Origin of the sequence: Galbibacter pacificus (genome assembly GCF_029603165.1) — a bacterium.
Classification (GTDB): domain Bacteria; phylum Bacteroidota; class Bacteroidia; order Flavobacteriales; family Flavobacteriaceae; genus Galbibacter; species Galbibacter pacificus.
Window position 1 is genome coordinate 399,370 of the sequence record NZ_JAQSVC010000004.1, and the last position, 25,188, is coordinate 424,557.

General features: G+C 40.3%; 22 protein-coding genes and 1 tRNA gene. 6 read left to right on the plus strand and 17 right to left on the minus strand.

The window, feature by feature from the left end; genetic code table 11:
* Positions 1 to 173: 173 nt before the first annotated feature.
* Positions 174 to 368 carry a Sec-independent protein translocase subunit TatA/TatB gene (locus tag PSF86_RS13195; protein WP_277900546.1) on the plus strand — a complete coding sequence of 65 codons (195 nt, stop codon included), beginning with the start codon at positions 174 to 176 and terminating at the stop codon, positions 366 to 368.
* Between the two features lie 97 nt (positions 369 to 465).
* On the opposite strand, the gene PSF86_RS13200 is transcribed toward PSF86_RS13195, so the two are convergent.
* The 3 genes from PSF86_RS13200 to PSF86_RS13210 all read right to left on the minus strand — a co-directional run bounded on the left by PSF86_RS13200 (position 466) and on the right by PSF86_RS13210 (position 4,413).
* Complete coding sequence (locus PSF86_RS13200; RefSeq protein ID WP_277900547.1) at positions 466 to 1,473, minus strand: DUF4837 family protein; 1,008 nt, start codon at positions 1,471 to 1,473, stop codon at positions 466 to 468.
* A 19-nt stretch (positions 1,474 to 1,492) separates the two neighbouring features.
* Positions 1,493 to 3,079 (minus strand): lytic transglycosylase domain-containing protein, encoded by a 1,587-nt coding sequence (locus PSF86_RS13205; protein WP_277900548.1) that lies wholly within the window; start codon positions 3,077 to 3,079, stop codon positions 1,493 to 1,495.
* Between the two features lie 143 nt (positions 3,080 to 3,222).
* Positions 3,223 to 4,413, minus strand: a complete 1,191-nt coding sequence (locus PSF86_RS13210; protein ID WP_277900549.1) for a phosphoglycerate kinase — start codon at positions 4,411 to 4,413, stop codon at positions 3,223 to 3,225.
* A gap of 195 nt (positions 4,414 to 4,608) precedes the next feature.
* On the opposite strand from PSF86_RS13210, the gene PSF86_RS13215 reads away from it, so the two are divergent.
* Complete coding sequence (locus PSF86_RS13215; protein ID WP_277900550.1) at positions 4,609 to 5,757, plus strand: DNA polymerase III subunit; 1,149 nt, start codon at positions 4,609 to 4,611, stop codon at positions 5,755 to 5,757.
* A gap of 46 nt (positions 5,758 to 5,803) precedes the next feature.
* On the opposite strand, the gene PSF86_RS13220 is transcribed toward PSF86_RS13215, so the two are convergent.
* Both PSF86_RS13220 and PSF86_RS17815 read right to left on the minus strand, forming a co-directional pair.
* Positions 5,804 to 6,226 (minus strand): type II toxin-antitoxin system VapC family toxin, encoded by a 423-nt coding sequence (locus PSF86_RS13220; protein WP_277900551.1) that lies wholly within the window; start codon positions 6,224 to 6,226, stop codon positions 5,804 to 5,806.
* Positions 6,227 to 6,338: 112 nt separating this feature from the next.
* Positions 6,339 to 6,527, minus strand: coding sequence for a DUF6364 family protein (locus PSF86_RS17815; protein WP_338424033.1), 189 nt, complete (start codon positions 6,525 to 6,527; stop codon positions 6,339 to 6,341).
* A 162-nt stretch (positions 6,528 to 6,689) separates the two neighbouring features.
* Between PSF86_RS17815 and PSF86_RS13230 the strand changes: the two genes are divergently transcribed.
* A complete protein-coding gene (locus tag PSF86_RS13230; RefSeq protein WP_277900552.1) occupies positions 6,690 to 7,583 on the plus strand; it encodes a tetratricopeptide repeat protein in 894 nt (297 codons plus the stop codon).
* A 2-nt stretch (positions 7,584 to 7,585) separates the two neighbouring features.
* Here the strand turns inward: PSF86_RS13230 and PSF86_RS13235 are convergent, their stop codons facing one another.
* The 8 genes from PSF86_RS13235 to PSF86_RS13270 all read right to left on the minus strand — a co-directional run bounded on the left by PSF86_RS13235 (position 7,586) and on the right by PSF86_RS13270 (position 15,504).
* Positions 7,586 to 9,304, minus strand: coding sequence for a GMC oxidoreductase (locus PSF86_RS13235; RefSeq protein ID WP_277900553.1), 1,719 nt, complete (start codon positions 9,302 to 9,304; stop codon positions 7,586 to 7,588).
* Positions 9,297 to 9,851: a gluconate 2-dehydrogenase subunit 3 family protein gene (locus PSF86_RS13240; RefSeq protein ID WP_277900554.1), complete on the minus strand. Its 555-nt coding sequence runs from the start codon at positions 9,849 to 9,851 to the stop codon at positions 9,297 to 9,299. The genes PSF86_RS13235 and PSF86_RS13240 overlap by 8 nt, the downstream gene beginning before the upstream one ends.
* A gap of 119 nt (positions 9,852 to 9,970) precedes the next feature.
* Complete coding sequence (locus PSF86_RS13245) at positions 9,971 to 12,046, minus strand: CehA/McbA family metallohydrolase domain-containing protein (protein WP_277900555.1); 2,076 nt, start codon at positions 12,044 to 12,046, stop codon at positions 9,971 to 9,973.
* A 203-nt stretch (positions 12,047 to 12,249) separates the two neighbouring features.
* Positions 12,250 to 12,320 (minus strand) — tRNA-Cys (locus tag PSF86_RS13250).
* A gap of 91 nt (positions 12,321 to 12,411) precedes the next feature.
* Positions 12,412 to 12,768, minus strand: coding sequence for a dihydroneopterin aldolase (gene folB, locus PSF86_RS13255; protein WP_277900556.1), 357 nt, complete (start codon positions 12,766 to 12,768; stop codon positions 12,412 to 12,414).
* A 434-nt stretch (positions 12,769 to 13,202) separates the two neighbouring features.
* A complete protein-coding gene (locus PSF86_RS13260) occupies positions 13,203 to 14,297 on the minus strand; it encodes an alpha/beta hydrolase family protein (protein WP_277900557.1) in 1,095 nt (364 codons plus the stop codon).
* A gap of 199 nt (positions 14,298 to 14,496) precedes the next feature.
* Positions 14,497 to 14,835 carry a hypothetical protein gene (locus tag PSF86_RS13265; protein WP_277900558.1) on the minus strand — a complete coding sequence of 113 codons (339 nt, stop codon included), beginning with the start codon at positions 14,833 to 14,835 and terminating at the stop codon, positions 14,497 to 14,499.
* A 312-nt stretch (positions 14,836 to 15,147) separates the two neighbouring features.
* Entirely contained in the window at positions 15,148 to 15,504 is a 357-nt protein-coding gene (locus PSF86_RS13270; RefSeq protein WP_277900559.1) for a hypothetical protein, read from the minus strand.
* 105 nt (positions 15,505 to 15,609) lie between these two features.
* Here PSF86_RS13270 and PSF86_RS13275 point away from each other — a divergent pair, with 105 nt between their 5' ends.
* Genes PSF86_RS13275 through PSF86_RS13285 form a run of 3 tightly spaced genes read left to right on the plus strand, consistent with a single transcriptional unit; the run spans position 15,610 to position 22,645 of the window.
* Positions 15,610 to 18,648 carry a SusC/RagA family TonB-linked outer membrane protein gene (locus tag PSF86_RS13275; RefSeq protein WP_277900560.1) on the plus strand — a complete coding sequence of 1,013 codons (3,039 nt, stop codon included), beginning with the start codon at positions 15,610 to 15,612 and terminating at the stop codon, positions 18,646 to 18,648.
* A gap of 18 nt (positions 18,649 to 18,666) precedes the next feature.
* Positions 18,667 to 20,049, plus strand: coding sequence for a RagB/SusD family nutrient uptake outer membrane protein (locus PSF86_RS13280; protein WP_277900561.1), 1,383 nt, complete (start codon positions 18,667 to 18,669; stop codon positions 20,047 to 20,049).
* A gap of 1 nt (position 20,050) precedes the next feature.
* The gene (locus tag PSF86_RS13285) at positions 20,051 to 22,645 is read left to right on the plus strand and encodes an alpha/beta hydrolase family protein (RefSeq protein ID WP_277900562.1); all 2,595 of its coding nucleotides are present in this window, start codon (positions 20,051 to 20,053) and stop codon (positions 22,643 to 22,645) included.
* Between the two features lie 62 nt (positions 22,646 to 22,707).
* Here PSF86_RS13285 and PSF86_RS13290 read toward each other — a convergent pair whose 3' ends face one another.
* The 4 genes from PSF86_RS13290 to PSF86_RS13305 all read right to left on the minus strand — a co-directional run.
* Positions 22,708 to 22,971, minus strand: coding sequence for a DUF6520 family protein (locus PSF86_RS13290; RefSeq protein ID WP_277900563.1), 264 nt, complete (start codon positions 22,969 to 22,971; stop codon positions 22,708 to 22,710).
* A gap of 105 nt (positions 22,972 to 23,076) precedes the next feature.
* Positions 23,077 to 24,573 carry a DoxX family protein gene (locus tag PSF86_RS13295; RefSeq protein WP_277900564.1) on the minus strand — a complete coding sequence of 499 codons (1,497 nt, stop codon included), beginning with the start codon at positions 24,571 to 24,573 and terminating at the stop codon, positions 23,077 to 23,079.
* Position 24,574: 1 nt separating this feature from the next.
* Positions 24,575 to 24,835, minus strand: coding sequence for a MauE/DoxX family redox-associated membrane protein (locus tag PSF86_RS13300; RefSeq protein ID WP_277900565.1), 261 nt, complete (start codon positions 24,833 to 24,835; stop codon positions 24,575 to 24,577).
* Positions 24,836 to 25,003: 168 nt separating this feature from the next.
* The coding region (locus PSF86_RS13305) for a hypothetical protein (protein ID WP_277900566.1) at positions 25,004 to 25,188 on the minus strand (185 nt) is incomplete at its 5' end.

Consider the following 25,188-nt stretch of genomic DNA (forward strand, 5'->3'; position numbering starts at 1 on the left):
AAATATAATTATTAGCACCTTTTATATACATGAATTTGTTTTTTTTTAACGCTACTGAAGTTTACTTTTGCCTACATTTAAACTTGCAAAGTGGTAAAAGTGATGATTTTAAGAAAAAAGATGGTTTTTTGTATACATTTCTTATTACCTTTGTTGTCTAAAATTTATTTAAAATGATATCATTAAACATTTTACTAGGAATTGTTGGTCCATGGCAAATAGCAATTGTTGTTATTTTAGTACTCCTTTTGTTCGGGGGAAAGAAAATACCGGAATTGATGCGTGGTCTTGGTAGCGGTATCAAAGAATTTAAAGATGCCTCAAAAGAAGAAGAATCAAATGTTGATCAGAAAAAAGAAAATAACTAATACATACCGTTAGTTGTTTTTTAAAATATGATTTAATCAAAAAGCCCATTTGCGATAAATTGCAAATGGGCTTTTTGATTTATTTTCATAAAAGGTTTTATTTTTCGGCTTTTGCCAATTCCCCTTTGTCTTTATCGTCAAACTTAAGGGTTTTTAAAATGGCCTCCAGTTCAAACATATAATCACGTTTATTGGTGGACGGCGCAAAGGTAAACCCTTCAATTACCAGTAAACGGTTGTTCGGTTTGTCTTCAACAATGTAGTTAATAAACGGGCCGGCCATCATAAAGTTTTTTACTTCCCACATCCCTTTTGTCTCTATGGCGTTCCTTCCGGCAATCTTTGCACTAAAAACATAAGGTGCATATGCTTTTTCGGTAATCATGTACATTCCTTCTTCCCTTCCGGGGACGTATTTTTGACCAATAGAATCGCGCATTTTAATAATGGCATCGACTCTTGTAGAATCGTTCGGTATGCTGTTTAGAGGCATTTCGTATACCAAAATATTCATGGTTCCCTTGCGTATTTGCCTTTCTATCCAGAAAAAGTTGTTCTCCTGTTTGGCAATTTTATAAATAGAGGGCATTGTGAGGGAAACCCCCAATTCTTCTTTCAAGGCCGTTTCCCTGTTAAGGGACCTTGTAAAGCGCTCTTGGCTTTCGCGGATGTCGTTCTTTTTAAAGGAAGCTATTATTTCTGGTGCCGTTTTGGCTACTTCCGCAATAAGTTCATCTTCGGTAGGGGCTTTAACAATGCCCACTTTTTGGGGCTTTGCATATAAGTCGTCTTTTATTCCGGCTACTTTAGAAGAATCTTTTTGCACCAATAGGATATTACGGCTATTTCTGGCAAAATCGGTAAATACTTCCGGGGGCATTTGGTGGATAGAGAAAAGCGGTTCTTCCCATGGAAGTCCATCTACGGCGGCAGCATAGTATTTTCTTATAGAATCTCCTACCCTGCCTTTCCACATGTTGTTGTCTATTACTATTGCCAAGGTATTGATGGCCCCCACAGAATCCGGAAGGTATTTTTCCTGCTTTTTGTCTTTGCAAGACAACACTAGCAAAAATACCAGGCATCCCATTAAAAGTTTTTTCATTGTTTCAGGTTTTTTGTCATTAACATTTACATAGCACGAGTTTGGTGCCGGGTGTTAATTTACTACCGCTAATATCGTTCCATTCTTGGATATTTTTAATAGAAATTCCTGGAAATTTTCTGGAGATGCTCCAAAGAGAGTCGCCACTGCGTACAATATATTCTTTTTGAGCCGTTTGGCTTGTCCTGCTTTTTGCTTGTTTTGTAGTTGCCGCAATGGGCTTTTTAGGGTAAATAATTAGTCGTTGGCCCACACGGATATTATTGTTTCTCAATCCGTTCCAACGTTTAAGCTCGCTAACGCGCACCCCATATTTTTCGGCTATTTTACCAAGATAGTCGCCACTCTTTACACGGTACCGTATTTGCGCACTTGTTTCTACCAATTGTGGCAATGGTTTTTCTTTTTTCTCAAGTTCTTTGGCCACGCGCGAATAGATGGTATCTTCGTTGGCTACAAAACGACCAATGGCTTTCCTTGGAAGTCTTAAGGCGTAGCCTTCATCGTCTATGTAGGGGATAATGTCCAGCTTATAGGAAGGGTTGAAAAATTGCACTTGTTCCCTGTCAATTTGTAAATATTCTGAAATTTGATCGAAAGTGATTAGTTTCTTTACATGGACAGTATCTGTTTCAAAATAATAGCCGCCCTCTTCTGATGCAAAATCATTAAAGCCGTGTTCTTTGGCATATTCCATAATATACATGGTAGCCAAAAAGGCGGGCACATACCCAGCAGTTTCACGGGGCAGGAACGGCCTGATATTCCAGTAATTGCTATAGCCGCCACTTCTTCTAATGGCTTTGTTAACATTTCCGGGGCCCGAATTATAGGCTGCCAATGCCAGATCCCAATCGCCAAACATTTCGTAGAGTTTCCCTAAATATTTACAGGCGGCCTCGGTAGACTTTATGGGGTCACTGCGCTCATCTACATAACTGCTAACATCCAATCCGTACATTTTTCCGGTAGGGAACATAAACTGCCAAATCCCGGTCGCGCCAACTCTTGATTTTGCCTTTGGGTTTAAAGCCGACTCAATAACCGCCAGGTATTTAATTTCCAAAGGAATATCGTAATTGTCCAATTGCTGTTCAAATAGCGGGAAATAAAACTTGCTCCTGGCCATGACGCGGGTAAGGAATTCCCGCTTGTTTTTTAAAAACATTTTTATAACACTTTCCAAAGAGGGGTTGTATTCCACATTGAAAGGCGTTTTCTGGTTAAGCTTTGCCAACCTGGCCTTTAAAGTGTCTGTTGGCAAATCTATGTATTCTATTGGTTGGTAATCAAGGTTTGTTATATCTTGATAAATGGTATCGTAAAGACCGGAGGCTAGGAATTCGTTTAGCCACATGCTATCTATTTTTTTAGCCTGCGGATGGTCTGCATATCCATAAATAGCCGTTTGCTTCTGTAAAGTATAGCGTTTTCCGTCTATTGTTACAGAATCTAAATCTTTTAGTAAATCATCTTCAACAATGCTCGTGGTATCGCTGGATACTTCCAGCTCTTTATCATTACGCTGCGTTGTTGGTACTAGTTGCTGGGCAAAGGCGAGGGAGCCAAAAGCACTGAATAACAGTGCCACACATACATGCTTCATGAATCAATATAAATTTACTTTTGGACGAACAATCTGTAAAAGTCGTATTTTTTTGAAAAAAAATCGCATCAATTTTGTTAAAAAAAGAAAGTCCTTCAAAAAAATTGAAGGACTTGTATTATTTTTATGTAAAATTTCTTTCCTTACGCAAGAATAGCAGCAATTCCGGGCAATGTTTTCCCTTCTAAGCTTTCCAGCATTGCACCACCGCCAGTCGATACGTAACTTACTTTATTTTCGAAGCCAAATTGTTTTACCGCCGCAACAGAATCTCCTCCGCCAACAAGGGAAAAAGCCCCGTTTTTGGTAGCTTCCTCTATAAATTTACCAATGGCTATGGTTCCTTTTGAAAAAGTTTCCATCTCGAAAACGCCGATCGGGCCATTCCAAAGAATGGTTTTTGATTGTAAAATAACTTCTTTGAAATTCTCTAATGTTTTAGGCCCGGCATCAAGCCCTTGCCAACCATCGGGAATTTCGTTTACCGGAGTTATTTGCGTTTCTGCATCATTGTTAAAATCATCGGCGGCAATTACATCAACCGGCAAATGTACTTTTACACCTTTGGCCTCGGCTTCTTTTAAAATGCTCAACGCAAGTTCTTGTTTATCGTCTTCGCAAATGGAATCCCCTATTTTGCCGCCCTGGGCTTTTATAAACGTATAGGTCATTCCTCCGCCAATAATCAAATGATCTACTTTGTCTAATATATTTTCAATGATGGTAATTTTTGAAGATACCTTAGAGCCCCCTAAAATTGCCGTTACCGGTTTTTCGCCCGTTTCCATTACTTTTTTAATAGCTTCAATTTCTTTTGCCAGCAGATACCCAAAGCATTTGTTCTGCCCAAAATATTTAGCAACGACCGTTGTGGAAGCATGTGCGCGGTGTGCAGTGCCAAAGGCATCGTTCACATAGATATCGCCCAATTTTGAAAGCTGCTCGGCAAAGGCCTCATCTCCTTTTTCCTCTTCCGCATGAAAACGGAGGTTTTCCAGCAATAAAACTTCTCCCGGCTCCAGGCTTGCTACCGCTTCTTCGGCTTTTCTTCCAATAGACTTGTCTACAAATTTTACCTGAACGCCAATTATTTCAGAAGCTTTTGCCACTAAGTGCTTCAAAGACATATCGTCTCTTGCTTCGCCTTTTGGCCTTCCTAAATGGCTCATTAATACAGCGCTTCCGCCGTCTTCCAAAATTTTTATAATGGTCGGTTTGGCCGCTTCGATCCGTGTGGCGTCTGTTACGTTAAAATCGGCATCCAATGGTACGTTAAAATCTACACGGACAAGTGCTTTTTTATTTTCAAAATTAAAATCGTCTATCGTCTTCATTATATACTAAGGTTAATTAAGCCGCTAATTTAATTATTTATGGGAAGGTAAGAAAAGAATGCGTGTTATATAAAGTTAAAACGGCATTAAATTTGTTGATTCCCGGCACCGTTAACGTTTAAGGTGCTTTTTAAAGCAAATAACACTTGTACAAACAAACAAGAAAGGTTACTTTCACGGCATAAAGTTGTTTGTATGCTATTCAGCGAAGTTTTAGGCCAGCCACACATAAAAAAGCATTTAACATACAGTGCCGATAATGGCCGTATCCCGCACGCACAGCTTTTTGTAGGAGCAGAAGGAAGCGGTGTTTTGCCCATGGCCGTAGCTTATGCACAATATGTTCTGTGTAAAAATACCGGAGCCGAAAACAATACGGGAAATGCTTCCTGCAATTTAAAGTTCGACCACCTATCTCATCCCGACCTGCATTTTGCCTTTCCGGTGGCGGCCAACGGAAAAATAAAGAAAAACCCCGTAAGCAGTCATTTTTTGGAAGAATGGCGCACATTTATAAAAGAACAGCCGTACGGAAATCTTTTTGACTGGTACCAAATACTGGAAATTGAAAACAAACAAGGCCAGATTGGGGTAGATGAAGCGCAGGATATTGTAAAGTCGCTTTCTTTAAAAGCCTATGAAGGCGGTTATAAAGCCATGATTATCTGGATGGCCGACAAAATGAATACCGCTGCGGCCAACAAATTACTGAAACTTATTGAAGAACCACCCAATAAAACCTTTTTCATTTTAATTGCCGAAGACGAAGAGCAGATAATACAAACCATACGCTCCCGTTGCCAACTATTGCATTTTCCGCCACTGGCAGAAGCTGTAATTACCGATGCGCTGCAAAAAAAAGGCCTGGATGAAAACACGGCCCTAAAAATAGCACACCAGGCCAACGGAAATTATAACAAAGCAATTGATTTGGTAAACCGCGATTCGGAAGATCTGGTGTTCGAGAAATGGTTTGTTCTTTGGGTACGAAGCGCCTTTAAGGCACGCGGAAACAAGGCGGTTATTCACGATCTGCTTTTATGGAGTGACGAAGTGGCCAAAACGGGACGTGAAACGCAAAAAAAGTTCCTTCAGTTTTGCATGGATGTCTTCCGCCAGGCAATGCTTGTTAACTATCAAGCCCAGCAATTGGCTTTTATGGATTTTTCTGCCGAAAACTTTCAACTGGAAAAATTTGCGCCTTTTGTGCACGGAGGCAATATTTTAGAAATTACCCGTGAATTGGAAGATGCTATTTATCATGTGGAACGAAACGGAAACGGCAAAATAATTTTTACCGACCTTTCCATAAAATTAACCCGGTTGCTACATGCCAAGGAGTGAATTAGATTGGTAAGAATGGTAGATGTTGTTAGACAAGTTAGATTGATTAGATTGCGGTTTTTCCTTTTAAGTAGGTTTCTGGTGTAAAGACTGAAAGCCGGCTTTTTTTAAAGTCCTTTATATTTCTGGTCAGGATAATTTTGATCGCTTTGTTTTCTATTGCAGAAAAATTCTGCAATGCATCTTCAACATCTTTGAATTCGGAGTTAAGTGCCTTTAAAACAACATTTTTATCAATTTCAATGATGTCGACAATCGTTAAAAGTTGCTTTATCTTCGTTATAGTTATATCGTGTCTTGCTGCTTTTCTAAGCAAATAATATACATTGGAAATTATCACAGGAGTGGTATACCCTTCCAATTGTTTTTCTGCACAGCCGTTTAATATTCGAGTTGCATATTTTGAAAATGGTTTTCGATCAAAAAAGAAGTCCATTAAAACATCTGTATCAATTAGAGCCTTATCCATTTATAAATATTTTTTCTCTATACGATTTCTAAGTTCCTTCTTGTAATCCATATCCTTCGGCATTTTAAAAGACCCTTTTAAAGACGCCACCATTGCATTTAAATTTTCGCCTTCATCTTTTTGCTCCTTTTTCAGTAAGCATTTTTAAATAATTTTCAATGATATCCGATAAACTTCTATTTTTTTCTTTTGCATAATTTTTGGCGCGTTCAATTATTTCTTTTTCAATTGTTAATGTCAACTTGGTGTTCATAATAATAGCATTGTAAATTACGCTTGCAAAGACAAGAAATAAATCCACAACACGTGCTATTCATTTTTCATGCACACGTGCTTTGTTAAACATCTCTTAAACTTTTAATGATGAAAATATATTTACTGTAAATTACGATTTTAATCGCATTTTTAGTTTTTCATCAATAAATTATGCGTGTAACCAACAATCAACACAAAACTTAATAAAATGAACACCCTATTAAAATTACGCTTGCTTTTGCTAATCGCTTCCACTTCAACCTATTTAAACGCACAAAATAACATCCAATTGCAACAAATGGCCGATGCCGACCAAAAAGCACGAATGAACACTTTCGCCGCCGGGGATTGGAAGGCCTTAATTGAACAGGACAGCATTAGAAGAACAAAAGTTTACAAGCTGTTAAAAGACGGAAAAGTTAAAACCGCTCAAGATTACCTCAATGCCGGGATTATCTTTCAGCACGGAAACGACACCATTGCTTCTAAAATGGCCGTTACCTGCTTTGATAAGGCCATTAATATGGATCCCTCGCTTAACAGATGGTGGTATGCGGCTGCGGTGGACAGAGACTTGATGAGAAGGGGAGCGCCGCAAATCTATGGTACGCAATATGTACAAACAGATGATGGAAACGGGAATACCATAATGGCGCAATACAAAACCGACACCACCAAAGTAACCGACGAAGAACGCCAGTATTATTATGTGCCAACGCTCGCAGAGCAAAGAGAAAAGCACCGACAAATGAAATTAAAGCAAGTGGGCACTTTTTACAAGGAAACCAATTCCATCGACAAAACCATAACATTAATTAAAACTGAATTTGAAAAAGGGGATGAAGCGACCTATAACGTGTCTGAAAACATGCTGAACATGCTTGGGTACAATTTAATGAACCAGGACAAAAATGAAGAAGCCCTAAAAATATTTACAATCAATACCGAACTCTATCCCGAAGCTGCCAATACATACGACAGCCTGGGCGAATGCTTATTAAAGCTGGGAAAAACAGGCCAAGGCATACAGGCCTATAAAAAGGCACTTGAATTAAACCCTGAAAATGACAATGCCAGGAAAATTATTGAAGCGCACCCGTAAAACTATGCCTCCCCCTTTTTAGATGCTTTTATTGCATGGTCACACGCTCTGGCGGTTAATGCCATGTAGGTAAGTGAAGGGTTTTGCGTACTTGTTGAAGTCATACAGGCACCATCGGTTACATATACGTTTTTACAGGCATGCAATTGGTTCCATTTGTTTAGCAACGATGTTTTAGGATCGTGGCCCATACGTACCCCGCCCATTTCGTGTATGTCCAAACCGGGCGCTTTATCGGGGATGTCATGGGCTTTTATGTTGGTAAATCCTGCCGCTTCGAACATTTCGGTAAACTGTTCTACGTAATCTGCAATCATTTTTTCATCGTTGTCGTCGTAATCCAAATTGATGCGCAGCTGCGGAATCCCGTACTGATCAGTCTTTTCTGTATCCAGACTAAGCGTACTTTCTTCTTTCGGAATGGTTTCCCCCATCATATGCGATCCCACCCGCCAGTTTCCGTATTTCGGGCTTACCAAGTTTTGTTTTAATGCTTCTCCCAGACCCTCGGAGTCTTGAATAATCTGTCGGGATGCGCCAAAACCGGCAGCATAGCCCCTTAAAAAATCAGTTTCCTGTTTATGGATATTTCTAAAACGGGGCACATAACCGCTTGTTGGCCTTCTTCCCGTGGTGGTTTTGTCCAGGTTTCCATCGTATTCGGCGCTAATGCTTACCCGGTAATTATGAAAGGCTATGTATTTTCCTAAAAGGCCATTATCATTTCCAAGGCCGTTCGGGAAACGTTTGGACTTAGAGTTCAGTAAAATCATATTAGAATTAAATGCACTTGCATTTACAAAAATAACCGGTGCATAATATTCGGTCATTTCCTTGGTCTTCGCATCGATTACCCGTACTCCGGTGGCCTTTTCCTTTTCATCGTCATAAATAACGGAATGTACCACGGCATCGTGCTGCATGGTTAAATTTCCGGTTTTCTGGGCCCATGGAAGGGTGCTTGCATTGCTGCTAAAATAGCCGCCAAACGGACAACCACGCCTACAGAGGTCACGGGTTTGGCACATGGCCCGGCCCTGTTTCATGAAAATTTCCTTGTTTTCGGTAATATGTGCACACCGGCCATAAATTACATGGCGCTGGTTGTTGTATTTTTTGGCAACCACTTCCTTAAAATACTGTTCCGTGGCATTTAACCCCATCGACTTTAAAAATTCACCATCGGGAAGCGTTTCCAAACCATCGTATTCCCCAGAAATTCCCACAAATTTTTCTACATAGCTGTACCAAGGCGCCAAATCTTTGTAGCGGATAGGCCAATCTACTGCAAAACCATCGCGGTCGGGGCCTTCAAAATCGAAATCGCTCAACCGTTGGGTCTGCCGTGCCCAAAGCAATGATTTGCCCCCGGTTTGATAGCCCCGGATCCAATCAAAAGGCTTTTCTTGTATATAAGGCTGTTCTTTGTCTTTGGTAAAAAAATGCTGTGAATCTTCCTTAAAATTATAACACCTTGCGGCAATAGGGTTTTCCTTTTTTACATCGTATGAAACTTGGTTGGCATCCTTTACCTCCCAAGGCATTAAATTGGTGGTGGGGTAATCTTTTATATGCGTTACATTGCGGCCACGTTCCAGCACCAAGGTTTTTAAGCCTTTTTCGGTAAATTCCTTGGCAGCCCATCCCCCGCTCATTCCCGAACCGATTACAATCGCGTCGAATGTATTTTTCTTTGTACTATCTATATTAAAATTAGGCATTGATGTTTATTTTTTCGTTAGGGTCTATTGTTTTGGTTCTGTATGAAAAGGCGCCGGGAATTAATTTGTAAGGCATTAACTGCGTCATGTAATACTCGGTGTTTTTATAGCCCCAAACCGCTGTATGCTTGGTGGTATGCAAAAAGTTTGAAAGGTCTTTGTTTAAAGTTTCATCGTCCATCAGGTTTTGCAATGTTGCTAACCTTTCCTTTTTGTCCATATCAACAAAATTATCTCCATGTTTTTCCTTAACGGATGCATTAAACCCCCTTAACCCATTTAAAAAAGAGGCTTGCTGTTCTGGCGAGGCACAATCGTCCAGCATTGTCCAGACAAAATTTTGCACTTTTAGCGAAACCCCGCCCGGGGTATCGGTTTCCGGAAGTATGGTATCTATCATAGCTTCCAACAATATTTCTTCTTCTGTGGTAATTTTAAGCTTGCTAAGCACCAAAGGCACCCTTTCTTCAGAAAAATTACAGGACGGCAATAAAAAAAGCCCTCCCGTTACCAGGCCAAGGTTTCGAATAGCAGTACGTCTTTTCATGGATTTAACGTTTTAGTTTGTCATCAATCTGTTTTTCAGCACGATTAATGATAGAAGGTAAATATAAAAATAATGTTGAATAAAAGTAAAAAAGCGTTTTATTTTAACGTAATTGATGTTTATTCCAAGTATACCGTTTGGGTAAAGGCACCGTTTACCGCAACGTCCCAAACCTCTACACGCACCCATTTTTTTCCGGTCAGATCAACGGAAAACGAAAAATTCTTGGTTCCAAACGCTCTTGTATCGTCAAGGGAAATACGCTCCCTATACGTTTTTTCCCCGTCGCCAGTTACGATTTCCACAAAATGTAAGGGAAAAGTCCAATCGACCTTCATCTGTATCGTTGCTTTCTTTTTTTGGGCTCCCGATGCGGTTTGCCCGGAAGCTGAATTGTTTACCGAAAACAACGGAATTAAAATTTCCCCTGTAGTTGAAAAGAATTTTCCTTCTGTCATGGCCGTTAAAACCGGTTGCCATCCATTTTTAAAGTTTGGCAATGCGTCCATTTTTAAATAATTGATGTTCATATGGGCATACATTTCGTTTTCGTGGGCAATGGTAAAAAGATCCGACTCGGCAATTACTTTTTTCCGAAGGCCCCAATTGTTCATATCGTCCATTAAGTCGAGTACGCGAAGCCCCAACCGTCGTTGGGACAAGTCTGCCGGCATGGCCTTCCATGCGCCGCCCAAAAACCGGTCAGATTTAAAAAACACTTCCTCTTTATATGCATCGGGATATCCGGTAGAGCCTTTAATCCTCGGGTGGGCCGTCCATGCCAATCCTTTTTCCAGTTCAAGCAAACGCAACATTTCGTCTTTGTCTTTTATCCGGTATACTTTTCCATGGGTTTCATCTTTGGAGACAAAGGGTTTACCGTCTTCCCTGTTCATAACCCAATAAACAGGTTTGGGAAACAGGGCCATCCAATGTCCGCCCAGAAACTCGTTGGGCTCTTCCCCGGGAAGCAGAAGAAATGTATCGTCAGAAAGCCGCCTGCATTGTTCAAACAACGCGTCCAGTTCCAACAAGCGCTTAGGATCGGGACCTTTCGGGTGCGCCGTGTAATGGAATTCCCCTAAGTGGACAATATCGACCCCCATTTGCTTAAAAACATCCACAAATTCAGGTTTTTGCGGGACCGGTCCCCCTTTCATTACCACGTTCATTATAAATTCATTGTGAAAATGACTTGCCATTGTTTTATGGGATGGAATGGATTTGTATGTGTCGGCATGTGTATATTTTTTTACCGAGTCCAACAATGCGTCCGGGCCATCGACGCCTAACAAACAAAAGAAATTAAGCCGTTGTTCCGTTCCCGGGGGCGCATTAAACCATGGCACATATCTATGATCGCCTTTTAGATCCTGCCGAATACCGATACCATATCCCGGGATCATTTCCCTGTAATTGGCCCCATACCAGGTAAACTTTAAGTTGAAGGCCTCATCCAAGGGGTAAAAATATTGGTGCGGAGGCGGGAAGACAGCGATTGCCCCATTTTTGGAACTGCCGATAATGGTTCGGTATTTTACGGCTGTATTTATACTTTTATCTTCAATTGACGGTTTTATTTCCTGAAACGTATGTCCATTGCCCATAAATGCAATTTTATCCCATGCTTTGGCACCAACCAGCCCGGCATCATACAGAATCGCCGTACTGTCTTTTTTGGTAGCAACCTCCGCTGCTATATTGAAAAGGGGCTCGCCATTATAGATTGTTATTTCAATGTTCCCGGAAAAATCGGGTGCCGTAACTTCCCCTATTGTAATTTTAGTCCGGTTTCCGCTCTTGGTAACCTTTACCTCCTTTTTATTGAGTTCCAGCACATGTGAAGTATAGGGCCGTGTGGGCACCTTATCAAAAAAAATGGTCCATCCGTTTTCAGGCTTTAAGGTTCTTTTGCCAACATTTATTAAAAAACGGGGCTCCAATTGCGTGGCTATTTCTTTCAAATTACCATTTTCAATAATGCCGATGGAACGGAACAAAGGCTTGTTTGCTTCAAGGCTAAGTATCATTTTGGCCACATTTTTATTTGCGATGGGCCACGTCACTTCGATCTCTTTTTTCTGAAGTTTGAATTTTGTTTCGTTTTCAGCGAGATTTTCGGGTATGGAAACAGGGATTTGAGCAGTTAAAAAGAGGGTTTTTAGGAAAATAGCAATAAAAAAATAGGTTTTCATAAGGCGGTTTAATTGGTTAAAATAGTTGGTATTAATCCACTAAAATAAAAAACTATTGCCTGATAAATAGTAAGATGTACGTTTATTTTTTCGGTGAGCCTGTAACTTCTTTTTAATGGTCATTTAAAAATTGATGCTGTGTCTGCTTGGAAACGCATGGTTCGGGGCATAAAAAAATCCACCTCAAAAAAGGTGGATTTTTGAGGCATCGAGCGGATTCGAACCGCTGTACAAGGTTTTGCAGACCTCTGCCTAGCCACTCGGCCACGATGCCCTTTTACGGACGGCAAATGTAATAAAAATATCGCTTTTAATCCAAAAGAGTTTTTTATTTAATTTAAAAACTTAAAGGTTGAAACCATAAACTATCTGGCAAGTGTCATTTGTATGGTTACCTGCTCTACATTGCCGCCAATGGGCGGATTTATTTTAGAAACCTCGACCGTGGCCTGATCGGCAATAGCTATTTCTTCTAAAATCCGGTCGATAATCCGCTTGGCTACGTGTTCCAATAACTTTGACCGTATGGCCATTTCTTCTTTTACAATACGGTTTATCTGTACATAATCTACCGTGTCTTTAAGTTGATCGCTCGCCGCAGATGGCTGTAAATTGGCCTTCACCTCTACATCTACCCGATAATCACTGCCTATTTTTCCTTCTTCTACCAAACAGCCGTGATAGGCATATACCTGTATATTGGTTACTTTTATTATTCCCACACCAAATTATTTTTCTGCAAAAGTACTGCTAAAATTAGGAGTTTATAGAAACAAGATGGATGTAATTTGATATTTTGATCCATATCAATTTACAGCCTGTAACAAATTTAGCACATTTCTGTTACAAAAAATTTTGAAATTGATCCTTTGTCCTGTCCAATAGTATTTATTCTATTGGGAGATTGTATTATATGACGTGAGTTGGCCCTTAAATAATTTGCACGGCATTCCGTTAACCTCCCCCATTGGCTTGCGGGAAGCTATTGGTGCTTTTACTGAAACCCACATAAACTTTCGATGATTTAAAACAGCTTTCGAGAATGTGACCTCCTCCCAAAAAATGTAGCCTTACCCAAGTTAAGACATTGCTAAATTCAACAATTTATCAGAGTGAATGACGTTCCGATCATACGAACGCATAGCTATTGGCAGCTTTATCTTACTTGTTTTTTTATCCATTCTGTCATTTCGCGTAAGGCAATAGGAGAAAATGATTCATTTAACGTTGCATATTCTTTTGGCAATCCTGTTTCACAAGTCTGAAATTGGTGATTTAAATCTGGAAGTTCTTTAATAGTTACATTTTTATTGCCTGATTCCACTAATACCTTTTTCCACTTCGGTAAATTTTCTTTTGCTAAAACTTGCAAATCCCTTGAGCCGTTAAGTGCAAGAACAGGACATTTCACTTTCCTTATATATACTTTCGGGTCATATCTCAAGAAATTGATCATCCACGGTCTTAATATCGAATTGACTTGTGCCGATACATACTTTTCATAGGTCATATCTTTTGGTTTATCAGGGTCATTTTTAGATATTTCCTGGATATAGGCTATCATTTTTTCTTTCAAAACAGTATCGTTTTTATTCTGCTTTACAAGTTCAAATGCCTCTCGATTTACTTTCTGCAATCGATTTATTTTAACTTGGTCCACCCCTCTTATTTCGGCAAGGGCCCTTTGTTGGTTTAGTAAGATTTTATCTCCTGCCAGACTCGGCCCCGCCAACGAAACTATAAATGCTATAGCTGATGAATTCGAAGCTACAATAGGCGCAATTAGACCTCCTTCACTGTGACCTATCAAGCCAATATTATTTTTTTGAATTTCTTTTCTCGTTAAAAGATAATCTAGAGCAGCACTTACATCTTCGGCAAAATCATATGAATTTGCAGCATCAAAATTCCCCTCTGATTGTCCCACTCCCCTTTTGTCGTATCTCAACACCGCAATACCGTTTTTAGTCAAATAGTTGGAAATGTCCAAAAAGGGTTTATGGTCACCAAATTCAGAATCTCTGTTATTTCTACCATTTCCACTTATTAGAATAACAGCAGGAAAAGTTGACGGTTCATTTGGTAAAGATAAAGTTCCCTTGAGGGTAATACGGTCTTTGGAATTTTCGAAAGAGACATTTTCGGAAATAGGTGAAATAAAATTCTGTTGTCCTGATTTTTTAGGGTTTTTACACCCTACAAGGGCAATAAGAAGAATTAAATTTAGGGCACTACAAATAATTTGTCTCATTGAATCACTTTATCTTATGACGATTAAATAAAACCTTTGTTACATGCTATCAAAATTTTAATCACATTGTTGCATCTCTTATAAATAAGCCTGGGATAAACCATGGATAGTCCATGAGACGTTAAAAAGATTTTGCCAAGGAGCAATAACTGAAATCCAAAACCCCATGAAAGAAAAATACCAATCACATTGGATTGGCTCATTTATATCTTTTACGTTTTTCCCTTCTTTTTTCTTTAATCTTTAAAAAATCGGAAATTTCTTTTTCCCTTTTATTAAAGACTCTTTTAAAAAAGTCTATTACAGAAATATCAAAATAATCACAGAGGTAAAATAAAGTCCTCATCTCAAAATTTGGGTTAGACTCGTTTCGGCCCATATTTGTTGTGAAACCATACTTTTGTTCGAAATCACCATTAACAAATGATTGAGATGCTTGCTTGCCTAGTCCTGAAGCAATTCCTTTCTCCTCTCTTAGCTCTTTTAGTACCATCTCTATTGAAGTGGTGTAATGTAAAATGGTTTCCTCATCAATCATACTCAAAGGAAGAGAATAAATCAAAATATTTCAACGACGTTTGTGTCGTTAAAATATTTTAATTATATTTGGTGGAGCCTTATAAGATAAAGGGCTATTTTTGTGATTCTTCTTTTAGAAAAATATTAGAAGCAATTGCTTTGAGTCTCGACTAGAAAACTGGTACTTTTTATGGAAACGAGATGATAAGTAAGTTTGCTCACGACCGCGGGCGTGGGCTCTCTTATCGTTTCCAAGGTATACCAGTACCTCTAGTCGGTAAGTTGAGTTTCACGCCTTTTTATACTAGTAATTTTAGGCTTACTCAACTATTCATAGCGCTTGTTTCTTGGTTTTATTCGAAGTTTTGCGATCAGATAAAAAAACAGGATGAAACACCAACCGGACAGCTTGATTATCAGGGCACAATACAACGTTGTGTTCACGGTGTATTACATCCTGTTTGCCAAAAAACCGAAGTGCCCCATATAGGCACATATTTGTTACGGGAGCCACGCCAAACATTTTCTTTCCGGTATACGATATCTTTTCTCCCGTAATCAACAACTGCACATGATCATGGCATCCGGCCATGTGGCCAAACGATGGTTCAGACCTTAAGGCCGTTCTTCCCATGGGAGCTGACCTGCCGATAACACCATTCCCGGCAAGGGAGGCAGGCATATCCATGGCCAAGGATGGGCATGATGATTAGATTTTGAAAGGCCCTTTAGGGATAAAGAGGACATAAGGGGCCAATACCGACAAAACCGAAGTTTTATAACAACTAAGATTATGCAAAAAAAATATATTTTAAGGGATAGGTGCACCCTTTTATTTGCCCTTCTCATTTTTTCTACGGGCACCTGTTCCCTCTTCGGGAATACCAAGGATGTTAATTTGTTTGATTTGGCTGCCTATCAACATCGGATCAAGGGGACGGTCACCGATTCCAATGGCATTCCCATCCAGGGAGTGAACGTAGGGATAAAAGGTTCTTCAAGTGGCACTTTTTCGGATGAAAAAGGGGCCTTTTACCTGGAGGCCGTCCCTTCCGATGTTTTGATACTGAGCTATATCGGGTTCAAGAAACTGGAGGTCGCCGTGGGAAGCTCGACGGAACTTTCCCTGGTGCTGGAAGAGGACGTAACCGATCTGGGCGCCGTTACGGTCAATGCCGGGTATTATACAGTTACTGAAAAGGAACGTACCGGAAGTATCAGTAAAATAACTTCTAAATCAATTGATGACCAACCCGTAGCCAGCCCACTGGCAGCTATGCAAGGGCAGATGTCAGGAGTACTGATCACCCAAAATACCGGGGTCTCCGGTGGAGGGTTCAATATTCAGGTTCGTGGGGTAAACAGCCTTCGTGCCGATGGGAATGCGCCCCTCTATATCGTCGATGGGGTGCCCTTTTCATCAGAATCACTGGGGAGTACCTCCCTCTCGGGAGCGATACTCGGCGGGGCTTCAAGTCCCCTGAATAGTATCAACCCTTCCGATATACAAAGTATCGAGGTATTAAAAGATGCGGATGCCACCGCTATTTATGGCTCCAGGGGAGCCAATGGAGTGGTGCTCATTACCACAAAGAAAGGTAAAGCCGGGAAAACAAGTTTATCACTTAATACATATACAAGTGCCGGGACCCTGGCCCGAACAATGAACCTGATGGATACTCAAGAATATATAGCAATGCGCCGGGAAGCCTATAAAAATGACGGTATCGATCCATATCCCTCAAGTGCCTATGATGTCAATGGGACATGGGATCAAAACCGATATACGGACTGGCAAAAAGAACTCAGCGGGGGTACGGCATGGACCACCAATACTCAATTGGGGATATCGGGAGGGAATGAGAACACACGCTTTTTAATTAGTGGAACCCATCGAAAGGAAACATCTGTTTTTCCCGGGGATAACGGCTACCATAGAACCAGCGTTCACAATAACCTTAACCACCGTAGCGATGATGAGCGCTTTTCCATGAACATGTCCGTGGACTACGCAGCAGAGACCAACAACCAAATGTTTGCCGACCTTACAAGTGATGCCATGACATTGCCCCCCAATGCGCCAGCCTTGTATAACGAAGACGGGAGCCTGAATTGGGAAGAGGGTACTTTTTCGAACCCCTTGGCGGATATGGCATCCCGATATAGGTCAAAGACAAAAAACCTGATAGCCAATGGACTGTTCTCCTATAAAGTGATCCCGTCCCTTACAGCTAAAATCAGTACGGGATATACAAGTACCAGGTTAACGGAAATTCGAACGCTCCCCTCAACGGTTTATAACTCGGCCATTGGATTGACAAGTGCCAATTCCATGCTTTTCCATAACAGTGGGGATCGCTATTCATGGATCGTAGAGCCACAACTGGAGTGGAATGCCGGTTGGGGCAAAAATACACTGGCGGCGTTAATAGGGGCTACTTTTCAGACAAATCAAAGCGAGACCCTGAATCAAATAGGCAGGGGGTTCTCAAGCAATGAGCTTATTGAAAGCCTTGCGGCGGCCGAGACGGTTAATGTAAGCAACCACACTCAAAGTGAATATAAATATCAGGCCATATATGCCAGGGTCAATTATAAATGGGATGGTAAATACCTTATTAATTTAACCGGTAGAAGGGATGGCTCCTCCCGATTTGGGAGCAATAGGCGATATGCTACCTTTGGGGCTGTTGGAATGGCATGGCTGTTCGCCCGGGAAAAGTTTGTTGAAAATGCGGTGCCGTGGCTTAGTTTTGGAAAGGTTAGGGCAAGCTATGGGACAACGGGGAACGACCAGATAGGGGATTATCAATACCTGAACACCTATAGCGTTAGCGGAGGCCTGTACGATGGGGTGATAGGGCTTCAGCCCAGTAGGTTGTATAATCCCGATTTTGGATGGGAGGTCAATAAAAAACTGGAGATGGCCTTGGAACTGGGATTCCTTGAGGACCGTATTTCCCTTACCGGTGCTTGGTACCAAAACAGGTCTTCAAACCAGCTTGTCGGGATACCCCTACCGGCAACGACCGGGTTTAGCTCTATTCAGGCAAATTTAGGGGCTACGGTTGAGAATGTTGGCTGGGAGTTTGACCTAAGGACACTGAATGTTCAAGGGGAAGGGTTTAAATGGACAAGCAGCCTGAACCTAAGTATTCCTAAAAATAAACTATTGGAGTTTGAAAACCTGGAAGGCTCTACCTATGCGAATCAATATGTCATAGGACAGCCCGTGAATATTCAAAAACTATATCACTACACAGGGATAAATCCCGATACCGGAGTCTATACCTTTGAAGATTATGATCTTGACGGGCAGGTGAGTACCCCCAATGACAGACAGTTTTTGGCAAATATAGACCCCGATTTTTACGGGGGGCTGAGCAATAACATTCAGTATAAAAACTGGAACTTGGACTTTCTCTTCCAATTTGTAAAACAACAAGGACGAAACTACCTATATGGTCTGAAAATTCCCGGGGCAATGCTCAATATGCCCGCCTATGTATTGGATCATTGGCCGGAGAATGGGACGGAGGCCGCCATTCAAAGATATACCACCGGAATCCATGGTGATGCTAGAAATGCATACCTCAGGCATGGCAGTAGCTCAGCAATCATTAGCGATGCCTCTTACATAAGGCTGAAAAATATAAATGTTTCCTATACAATTCCCAGACAATGGTCTAAACTGTTTTCAGCCAGAATATACATGCAGGGACAAAACCTTTTGACCCTGACCAAATACAAAGGGCAGGATCCGGAATCCCAACTAGGATCCTATATACCGCCACTGAAACAATATGCCCTGGGAATACATCTTGAATTTTAATTCTTAAAACAAACCGTTATGAAATATAGAGCCACTAGACTAAAAGTATTATTTCTCCTCTTTAGTATAACAATGGGAGGATGTGATCAGTATACTGAAATAGACCTTCCCAATGACCGGTTAACCGGGGAGGCCGTTTTTAAGGATCCTTTGACCGCCGAGGCTGCCTTGTTGGACATATATGCCAACATGCGCCAGCGAGGGATGATAGCCGGAGATCTTAGTGGACTTTCCATACTAATGGGGAGTTATAGCGATGAACTGGATTATTACGGGGTTCCTAATTCTTCTGTAGATACCTTTTATAGCCATTCGATAATTGCTTCAAATGACCTTGTTGCTACCATGTGGGAATTGGCATATAATCAGATATATGCCGCAAATGCCCTTGTCGAGGGGCTGGATACCACCGAAATTAATGAGCAGGAAGAAATAAACAGGATAAAAGGGGAAGCCTTATTTATAAGGGCCTTTCTCCATTTTTATCTTGTCAACCTTTTTGGGGAAATTCCCTATGTAACTACCACAGCATACACTGTGAATAGTACCATAGGTAGAACAGGTATAAGTGAAGTATATGATAATATTATCAGCGATCTTATCAAAGCGGAAGAATTGCTGCCAGTCGATTATAAGGGTTCGTTTCATACACGCCCCAATAAAATGGCTGCGAGGGCATTACTGGCTAGAACATACCTATATGCCGATAAAAATACAGAAGCGGTTCGGGTGGTGACAAGCGTGATAAACTCAGGATTATATCCACCAGAAATGAATCTGGAAAAAGCGTTTTTGAAAACCAGTTCGGCAACCATATGGCAATTACATTCCGGAGAAGAACAGAAGAAAACACTCGAAGCCATTACCATGATTCCAAGTGCCACACCACCCGATATTTTATCGCTAAGAGAAGAATTGGTGTCTAGCTTTGAAACAGGAGATATGCGAAAACAAGCGTGGGTAGGCAGTATAAGCGATGGAACGGATATCTGGTATTATCCATATAAATATAAAAATGAGAACCCCTCAGGGACAGCTGATGAATATTCCATCATTCTGAGGATTGAAGAATTATATCTTATAAGAGCCGAAGCCTATGCCCAAACCGGAAATTTACAAGCTGCCGTAGCAGACCTAAATGTTATCCGAAATAGGGCAGGACTCCAATCAATGCAATTATCAGATGAACAAAGCGTATTAAATGCTGTAATAGAGCAGTGGCGCTTGGAGTTCTTTAGTGAAATGGGACATCGTTGGTTTGATCTAAAACGATGGAATATGGCCGGTCAAATCCTGCCCAGTATAAAGCCCGGATGGAGGGAAACAGATATGCTGCTGCCCATACCCGAGAATGAAATTATACTCAATGATCAATTGCAACCGCAAAACCCAGGGTACTAAAATGATAACTAAATACTCAAAAATAAGTATCGTAGCAATTTGCCTTTTGGCATTAGTGCCAGTCCCAGCACAACAAAGACCAAAACAAACAATAGAACCTGAAGATTATAGTTCTTGGCATGAATTGGGACCCACTTCCATCGCTCCCGATGGGAAGTGGGTTTCCTATTCACTGTTGTATGACCAAAGGATGGATACCCTATTTGTAAAACATACAGGCAGAGATTTAAAATATGTATTGGCTGATAGTCAAATGGGGGATTTTAGTAAAAATAGTCAGTGGCTATCAACAACTAGCAAGCAAAAAGGAGTTGGGATTATAAACCTTCAAAGTGGAGCGACTACATGGATAGAAAATGGCATAAAATCATGGTTTCTAGATGATGGGGGCTTTATAGCTGTTATGCTGAGAAATGAAAAGGGGAAAAGCCTGTTACTTAAAAACCTGAATGGAAATAGGGAATTCAAAAAAGATGCTATTAAAGAAATTGAGGTAAGTCCAGATCAAAGTAAAATAGCTGTGCTGCTTAAAAATAATACTGTAGAAATAATAGACCCGTATGAAAAGATAGGGTCTACCACCCTTGTGGAAAAATCGATGCATGACCGCGGGAACTTGATATGGAACGATAGGGGTGATGCCGTAACATTCTTTGAAAAGCATGTTGATAAAAATGGATCGGACGCCTTGAACTTAATTTTTATTCCTGATATTTCTCAGGCCGATAAAAAAAAGGTCCTAACGCCTGATAAGATATTATCCAATGGGGAAATAATAAAACGGACTATGTATCCGTCTTTGTACATAGGCCCTAAGAAAAAACAGGTTTTCTTTTATACCCAAAAAAAAGAATCTCAGACTCATAAAGATTCCATAGTGGAAGTTTGGAACGCTCAGGATCCCCTTGAATATGAGAAGGCAAAAAATTTACCTACATCCAGACTCTCCCTTTGGAATATACAGACCGATAAAGTAATGCCCGTTGCGGATTCTATTTATACCACCGCATTTCTGTCACCTAAAAGAAACTTTGCTATTGTATTTGATAAGTATCGGTACCAGCCTAAAAATGGAGGGGAAGGGAAATCAGATATATGGATCAGGAACCTATCAGATGGGAGCTTAAAATTAGTCTTAAAGAAATACCATTGGAATCGTTCGCTCGTAGGAATGTCACCGGATGATCGCTATATCAGCTATTTTAAAGATGGTAACTGGTGGGTCTATGAGGTTGGTTCCCAAAGACACCGATGCCTGACCCAAAAACTATCCCATTTTACAAAATATTCTTCCTATTCAGGGAAAAATACAGACTCCTATGAATTTGTAGGCTGGTCGTCCGATGCTAAATATATGATTGTACATGACAATCAGGGAGTTTGGTTGTTGAATCCCCAAAGCCCAAAGCCCATATATATCGGACTGCCAAAAAACGAAGGGGTAAGGTTAAAGGTTGCAAAAGTCAACCATAATAAAAAACCGCTGAAATCCTTTGACGCATTAAATGCCAATATGGATATGGAAAGCGGACTCTTACTTGAAGCTACCGATAATAAATATAACAGCGGATATTACCAATGGGATTTTAAAAAAGGTCTGCAAGAGCTAGTGTTTGAAAATGCTAAAATAAATAACCTCCAAAAAGCAGCGAGAACAAAAATATACATAGTAACATCACAAACAGCGGAAGTTTCTCCTCAAATATTAATAGGTTCACCCGATCAAAAACCGGAAGTATTGGTGTCCACAAATACACACCAAAAAGACTACCTCTGGACTAGGGCTGAACTGATCGAATATAAGAATGAAAAAGGGGAGAAGCTAAAAGGAATTTTATACTATCCGAATGATTACAATCCCCATAAAAAACACCCCATGATAGTCTATCTATATGAACGGCAATCCCAATACATTCACGACTACCAAAAACCATCGCTTTACAATACAGGAGGGTTTAACCAAATTAATTATACCTCCGATGGCTATTTTGTGCTATATCCGGATATTACCTATCAGATTGGGGCACCAGGGCCTTCAGCGGTTAATTGTGTGGAGGCCGCCGTTAAAAAAGTATTGGATGTGGTGCCAGTATATGAAAATGCCATAGGACTGATCGGGCATTCTTTCGGGGGATATGAAACGACCTATATAAGCGTTAAATCTGATCTGTTCAAAACCGCCGTAGCAGGAGGGGCAGTGACTGATTTTGTAAGTAGCTCCTTGAGCCTAGAAACCAGTGGGGAGTCCCGAATGTGGCGGTATATGGATTACCAAATGCGAATGGGAGAAATGCTTTATGATGATTTTAACGGGTATTTGGAAAATTCTACCATAAGATATGCAGATCAAATTAAAATTCCCTTGCTCATCTGGACAGGGAAAAAGGATTATCATGTAGGGCTAGAACAAAGCATGTACCTTCATATGGCACTGCGTAATCTAAATAAAGAAAATGTGCTGTTACGCTATAAAGGGGAAGGACACATTTTATTGAATCCCAAAGCGCAATATGATGCGACGGTAAGGATTAAAGCTTGGTTTGACCATTATTTAAGGGGGCTGCCAATGCCTAAAGGGATATCGTGGAACTACTAATAACAATGCCGGTGATTTTTTGGTCACCGGCATTGCTTTTATATCGCTCAATAAAATGAATGTTACTGAATTTTAACATAGAGCGGTTGAGCACAATTGGAATCAGAAAGGTCATTGATACCGTCACTACATTGCTGTAAATTGAAAACAGTAGAACAGGTGGTATTGGCATCAACACATCGTTCCTGAACTTCATTCCAATAATAGCCCGGAGCATCTGCAAGGGCTGCTTGACCCATTGAAATTTGATTGCCCGCAAAAGCGGCGCCCATAGCCAATACTACAACAGCCATAGGCATCACTAAATTTTTAAAACGCTTTTTCATAATAAAATGTTTTAAATGATTAATAAATATGACTTACTCTTTTTTTATAGGTTTTCAGTCTTTCCCCTATCATCGCGCGATTTATTATTAATTTTTTATCTTCTATTACCTGAACAACCGATCCCTGATGCGGTAGGTTTGTAAATGAGTACCCACTAGACAAACCAATAAATTCCCTTCAACCCTAAAATCGGATAGCTTTTCCTTGCCGATATGTTGAATACGAAAACTCCCGATATAACTTTGCGCTATAAAATCATAAACATCGATCACAGAAGATCGATCCCATACTTTGCTGGATTCGTAATTTCCCATAATACCTGAGTTGATAAATAGATACCGTCCGGAGGTGGCCGTAAGCTTGTTGACCATTAACGGGGGCTTTGATAACTTTCGGATAGCCCGCGAGGAAATAGTATCGATCGAGATCTGAGCCTTGCTGATCGTATCAATAGTATTAGCGATATCATAGCTGCTGAGGTCGGACTCAGCTATAGTGTATTGATTTCGGTAAAAATAGGTATATAATACTTTTTGATATTCCTTATTGTAAATAAGTGTGCCATCCGTATCAAAAACACCGTCTATTTGTTTCTTTAAAATGGAACGTGCCATGGTGAGCTGTGGTTCCTTTACTAAGGATAATGTACCTAGAACATTTTCATTGTTTGTATGATTGCGTGCTCGCACTACTAAAGAATCATTACGTACCGGGACAGCTAATGAGAAGAATTCGTTTATTTTTTTGTAATCTGCCTTTTTGGTCTTTAGAAGACCTCTTAATACATAAGGAATACTTCCGTCAACAATAAAAAAATATGGAGGAATGATCATCGTTCTGACAGCACGATAAGGAAGGCTGTCCTTCGGTATCGAAAGACGTAGGTTTTCTGTTTTTAAAAGGGAAGTATCCAATTTCTTTACCAATAATGGAGCCGTTTGGTTGGATAGATATATATTCCCTTTGTTGAATCCACTGATATAAAAAGAGTTTAATTTTAAATCTTTTTCAGCAATCGCTCTAAGAGGGTGTTGTGTAAATCTTCGGATAAAAGGATTACGGGTGTGCATTTGTTTTTCAGAGGAGTTGTAGAGTAATGTAACGGTGGATATTGCTCCTATTGTAAGAATATTTAGGGTAGTTAGCACAAACCTCTTTGAAAGATTTAGATAATTTAAAGAAGGATGCAATGCAATATAAATAGCAAGGAGTGCCAAAAAAATAAAGGCCATATTAAAAACCAAGTGCTCACCCCATCCTAGCTTTTCCAAAACACCACCACAGGAACAGGGAACGTAGGATGCATAATTTAAGATAATGTAGATATATACTGTGAACATGACCATTAGGGTAAAAGCACCCATGAGCCCTAATAGCCGTGTCCTTGGAAAAACTAAAAGCCCTACTATTAAAAGTTCTAAAACAGGAACTAGCCATGCCAACCAACCGGCATATACACTTAACATAGGTGATTGCCCCAACTGAATTTGAAAGTTTTCAAAGTCCAATAGCTTGCTTATCGCTGCATATACAAAAAGGAGTATGAACAGATAACTGATGATTTCAACAATTAAACCTGTATGTTTTTTACACCATTTCATGTCATTTGCGATTGTTCGGTTTGTTTTCCCAGGGCCGTACGCCAACAGGGCGCAATTCGGGGGTCATTAGGAACAGCGTGATAATTATTCCGGGCAAAGGGACCGGCCAGGCCGATATATCGGCATGTTCGCCTATCATAGGGGACTGCCCCGACCGTATCCTGAAATTCTGAAAATCCAAAAACTTGCTTACCGAAGCATAAACGAACAACAAGACATGGAAGAGGCGAGTCCCGTATATAAATGTTTCCCTGTACTTCATTTTCTTAATTTTAAATGGGCCTGTTTGGGGGAGCTTGCTTTTATAGGGGTGAAATTAATATAGAATTTTCAATAATCGTTTACATAAAACACGACTATTGTTATCAAAAACCGGTTTTTTAATGTAAAAAGCAGCAATCAAAGCTCTTTTTAAACATTTTATATCGACTTACTGCCCTTTTAGAGCCTTTTTATGATACATATCGGCAAACTGTATTTCCAGGTATGTTTGAATATCTTCCCTGCTTTTTCCGTTTTCGAGCATGGTGAATACTTTGGAGATGTGCTTGTCCTTAAATTCCTTAAATGGCGGGTCGGCATTTAAAATATTATCAAAATGGATGGTATGCAGTT

Coding starts and splice junctions, on each gene's coding strand:
- PSF86_RS13230 (WP_277900552.1), top strand. CDS start 6,690: ATGAACACCCTATTAAAATTACGCTTGCTTTTGCTAATCGCTTCCACT.
- PSF86_RS13205 (WP_277900548.1), bottom strand. CDS start 3,079: ATGAAGCATGTATGTGTGGCACTGTTATTCAGTGCTTTTGGCTCCCTC.
- PSF86_RS13200 (WP_277900547.1), bottom strand. CDS start 1,473: ATGAAAAAACTTTTAATGGGATGCCTGGTATTTTTGCTAGTGTTGTCT.
- PSF86_RS13195 (WP_277900546.1), top strand. CDS start 174: ATGATATCATTAAACATTTTACTAGGAATTGTTGGTCCATGGCAAATA.
- PSF86_RS13280 (WP_277900561.1), top strand. CDS start 18,667: ATGAAATATAGAGCCACTAGACTAAAAGTATTATTTCTCCTCTTTAGT.
- PSF86_RS13295 (WP_277900564.1), bottom strand. CDS start 24,573: ATGAAATGGTGTAAAAAACATACAGGTTTAATTGTTGAAATCATCAGT.
- PSF86_RS13235 (WP_277900553.1), bottom strand. CDS start 9,304: ATGCCTAATTTTAATATAGATAGTACAAAGAAAAATACATTCGACGCG.
- PSF86_RS13270 (WP_277900559.1), bottom strand. CDS start 15,504: ATGGATATGCCTGCCTCCCTTGCCGGGAATGGTGTTATCGGCAGGTCA.
- PSF86_RS13285 (WP_277900562.1), top strand. CDS start 20,051: ATGATAACTAAATACTCAAAAATAAGTATCGTAGCAATTTGCCTTTTG.
- PSF86_RS13265 (WP_277900558.1), bottom strand. CDS start 14,835: ATGATTGATGAGGAAACCATTTTACATTACACCACTTCAATAGAGATG.
- PSF86_RS13240 (WP_277900554.1), bottom strand. CDS start 9,851: ATGAAAAGACGTACTGCTATTCGAAACCTTGGCCTGGTAACGGGAGGG.
- PSF86_RS13275 (WP_277900560.1), top strand. CDS start 15,610: ATGCAAAAAAAATATATTTTAAGGGATAGGTGCACCCTTTTATTTGCC.
- PSF86_RS13300 (WP_277900565.1), bottom strand. CDS start 24,835: ATGAAGTACAGGGAAACATTTATATACGGGACTCGCCTCTTCCATGTC.
- PSF86_RS13210 (WP_277900549.1), bottom strand. CDS start 4,413: ATGAAGACGATAGACGATTTTAATTTTGAAAATAAAAAAGCACTTGTC.
- PSF86_RS13245 (WP_277900555.1), bottom strand. CDS start 12,046: ATGAAAACCTATTTTTTTATTGCTATTTTCCTAAAAACCCTCTTTTTA.
- PSF86_RS13215 (WP_277900550.1), top strand. CDS start 4,609: ATGCTATTCAGCGAAGTTTTAGGCCAGCCACACATAAAAAAGCATTTA.
- PSF86_RS13220 (WP_277900551.1), bottom strand. CDS start 6,226: ATGGATAAGGCTCTAATTGATACAGATGTTTTAATGGACTTCTTTTTT.
- PSF86_RS13260 (WP_277900557.1), bottom strand. CDS start 14,297: ATGAGACAAATTATTTGTAGTGCCCTAAATTTAATTCTTCTTATTGCC.
- PSF86_RS13290 (WP_277900563.1), bottom strand. CDS start 22,971: ATGAAAAAGCGTTTTAAAAATTTAGTGATGCCTATGGCTGTTGTAGTA.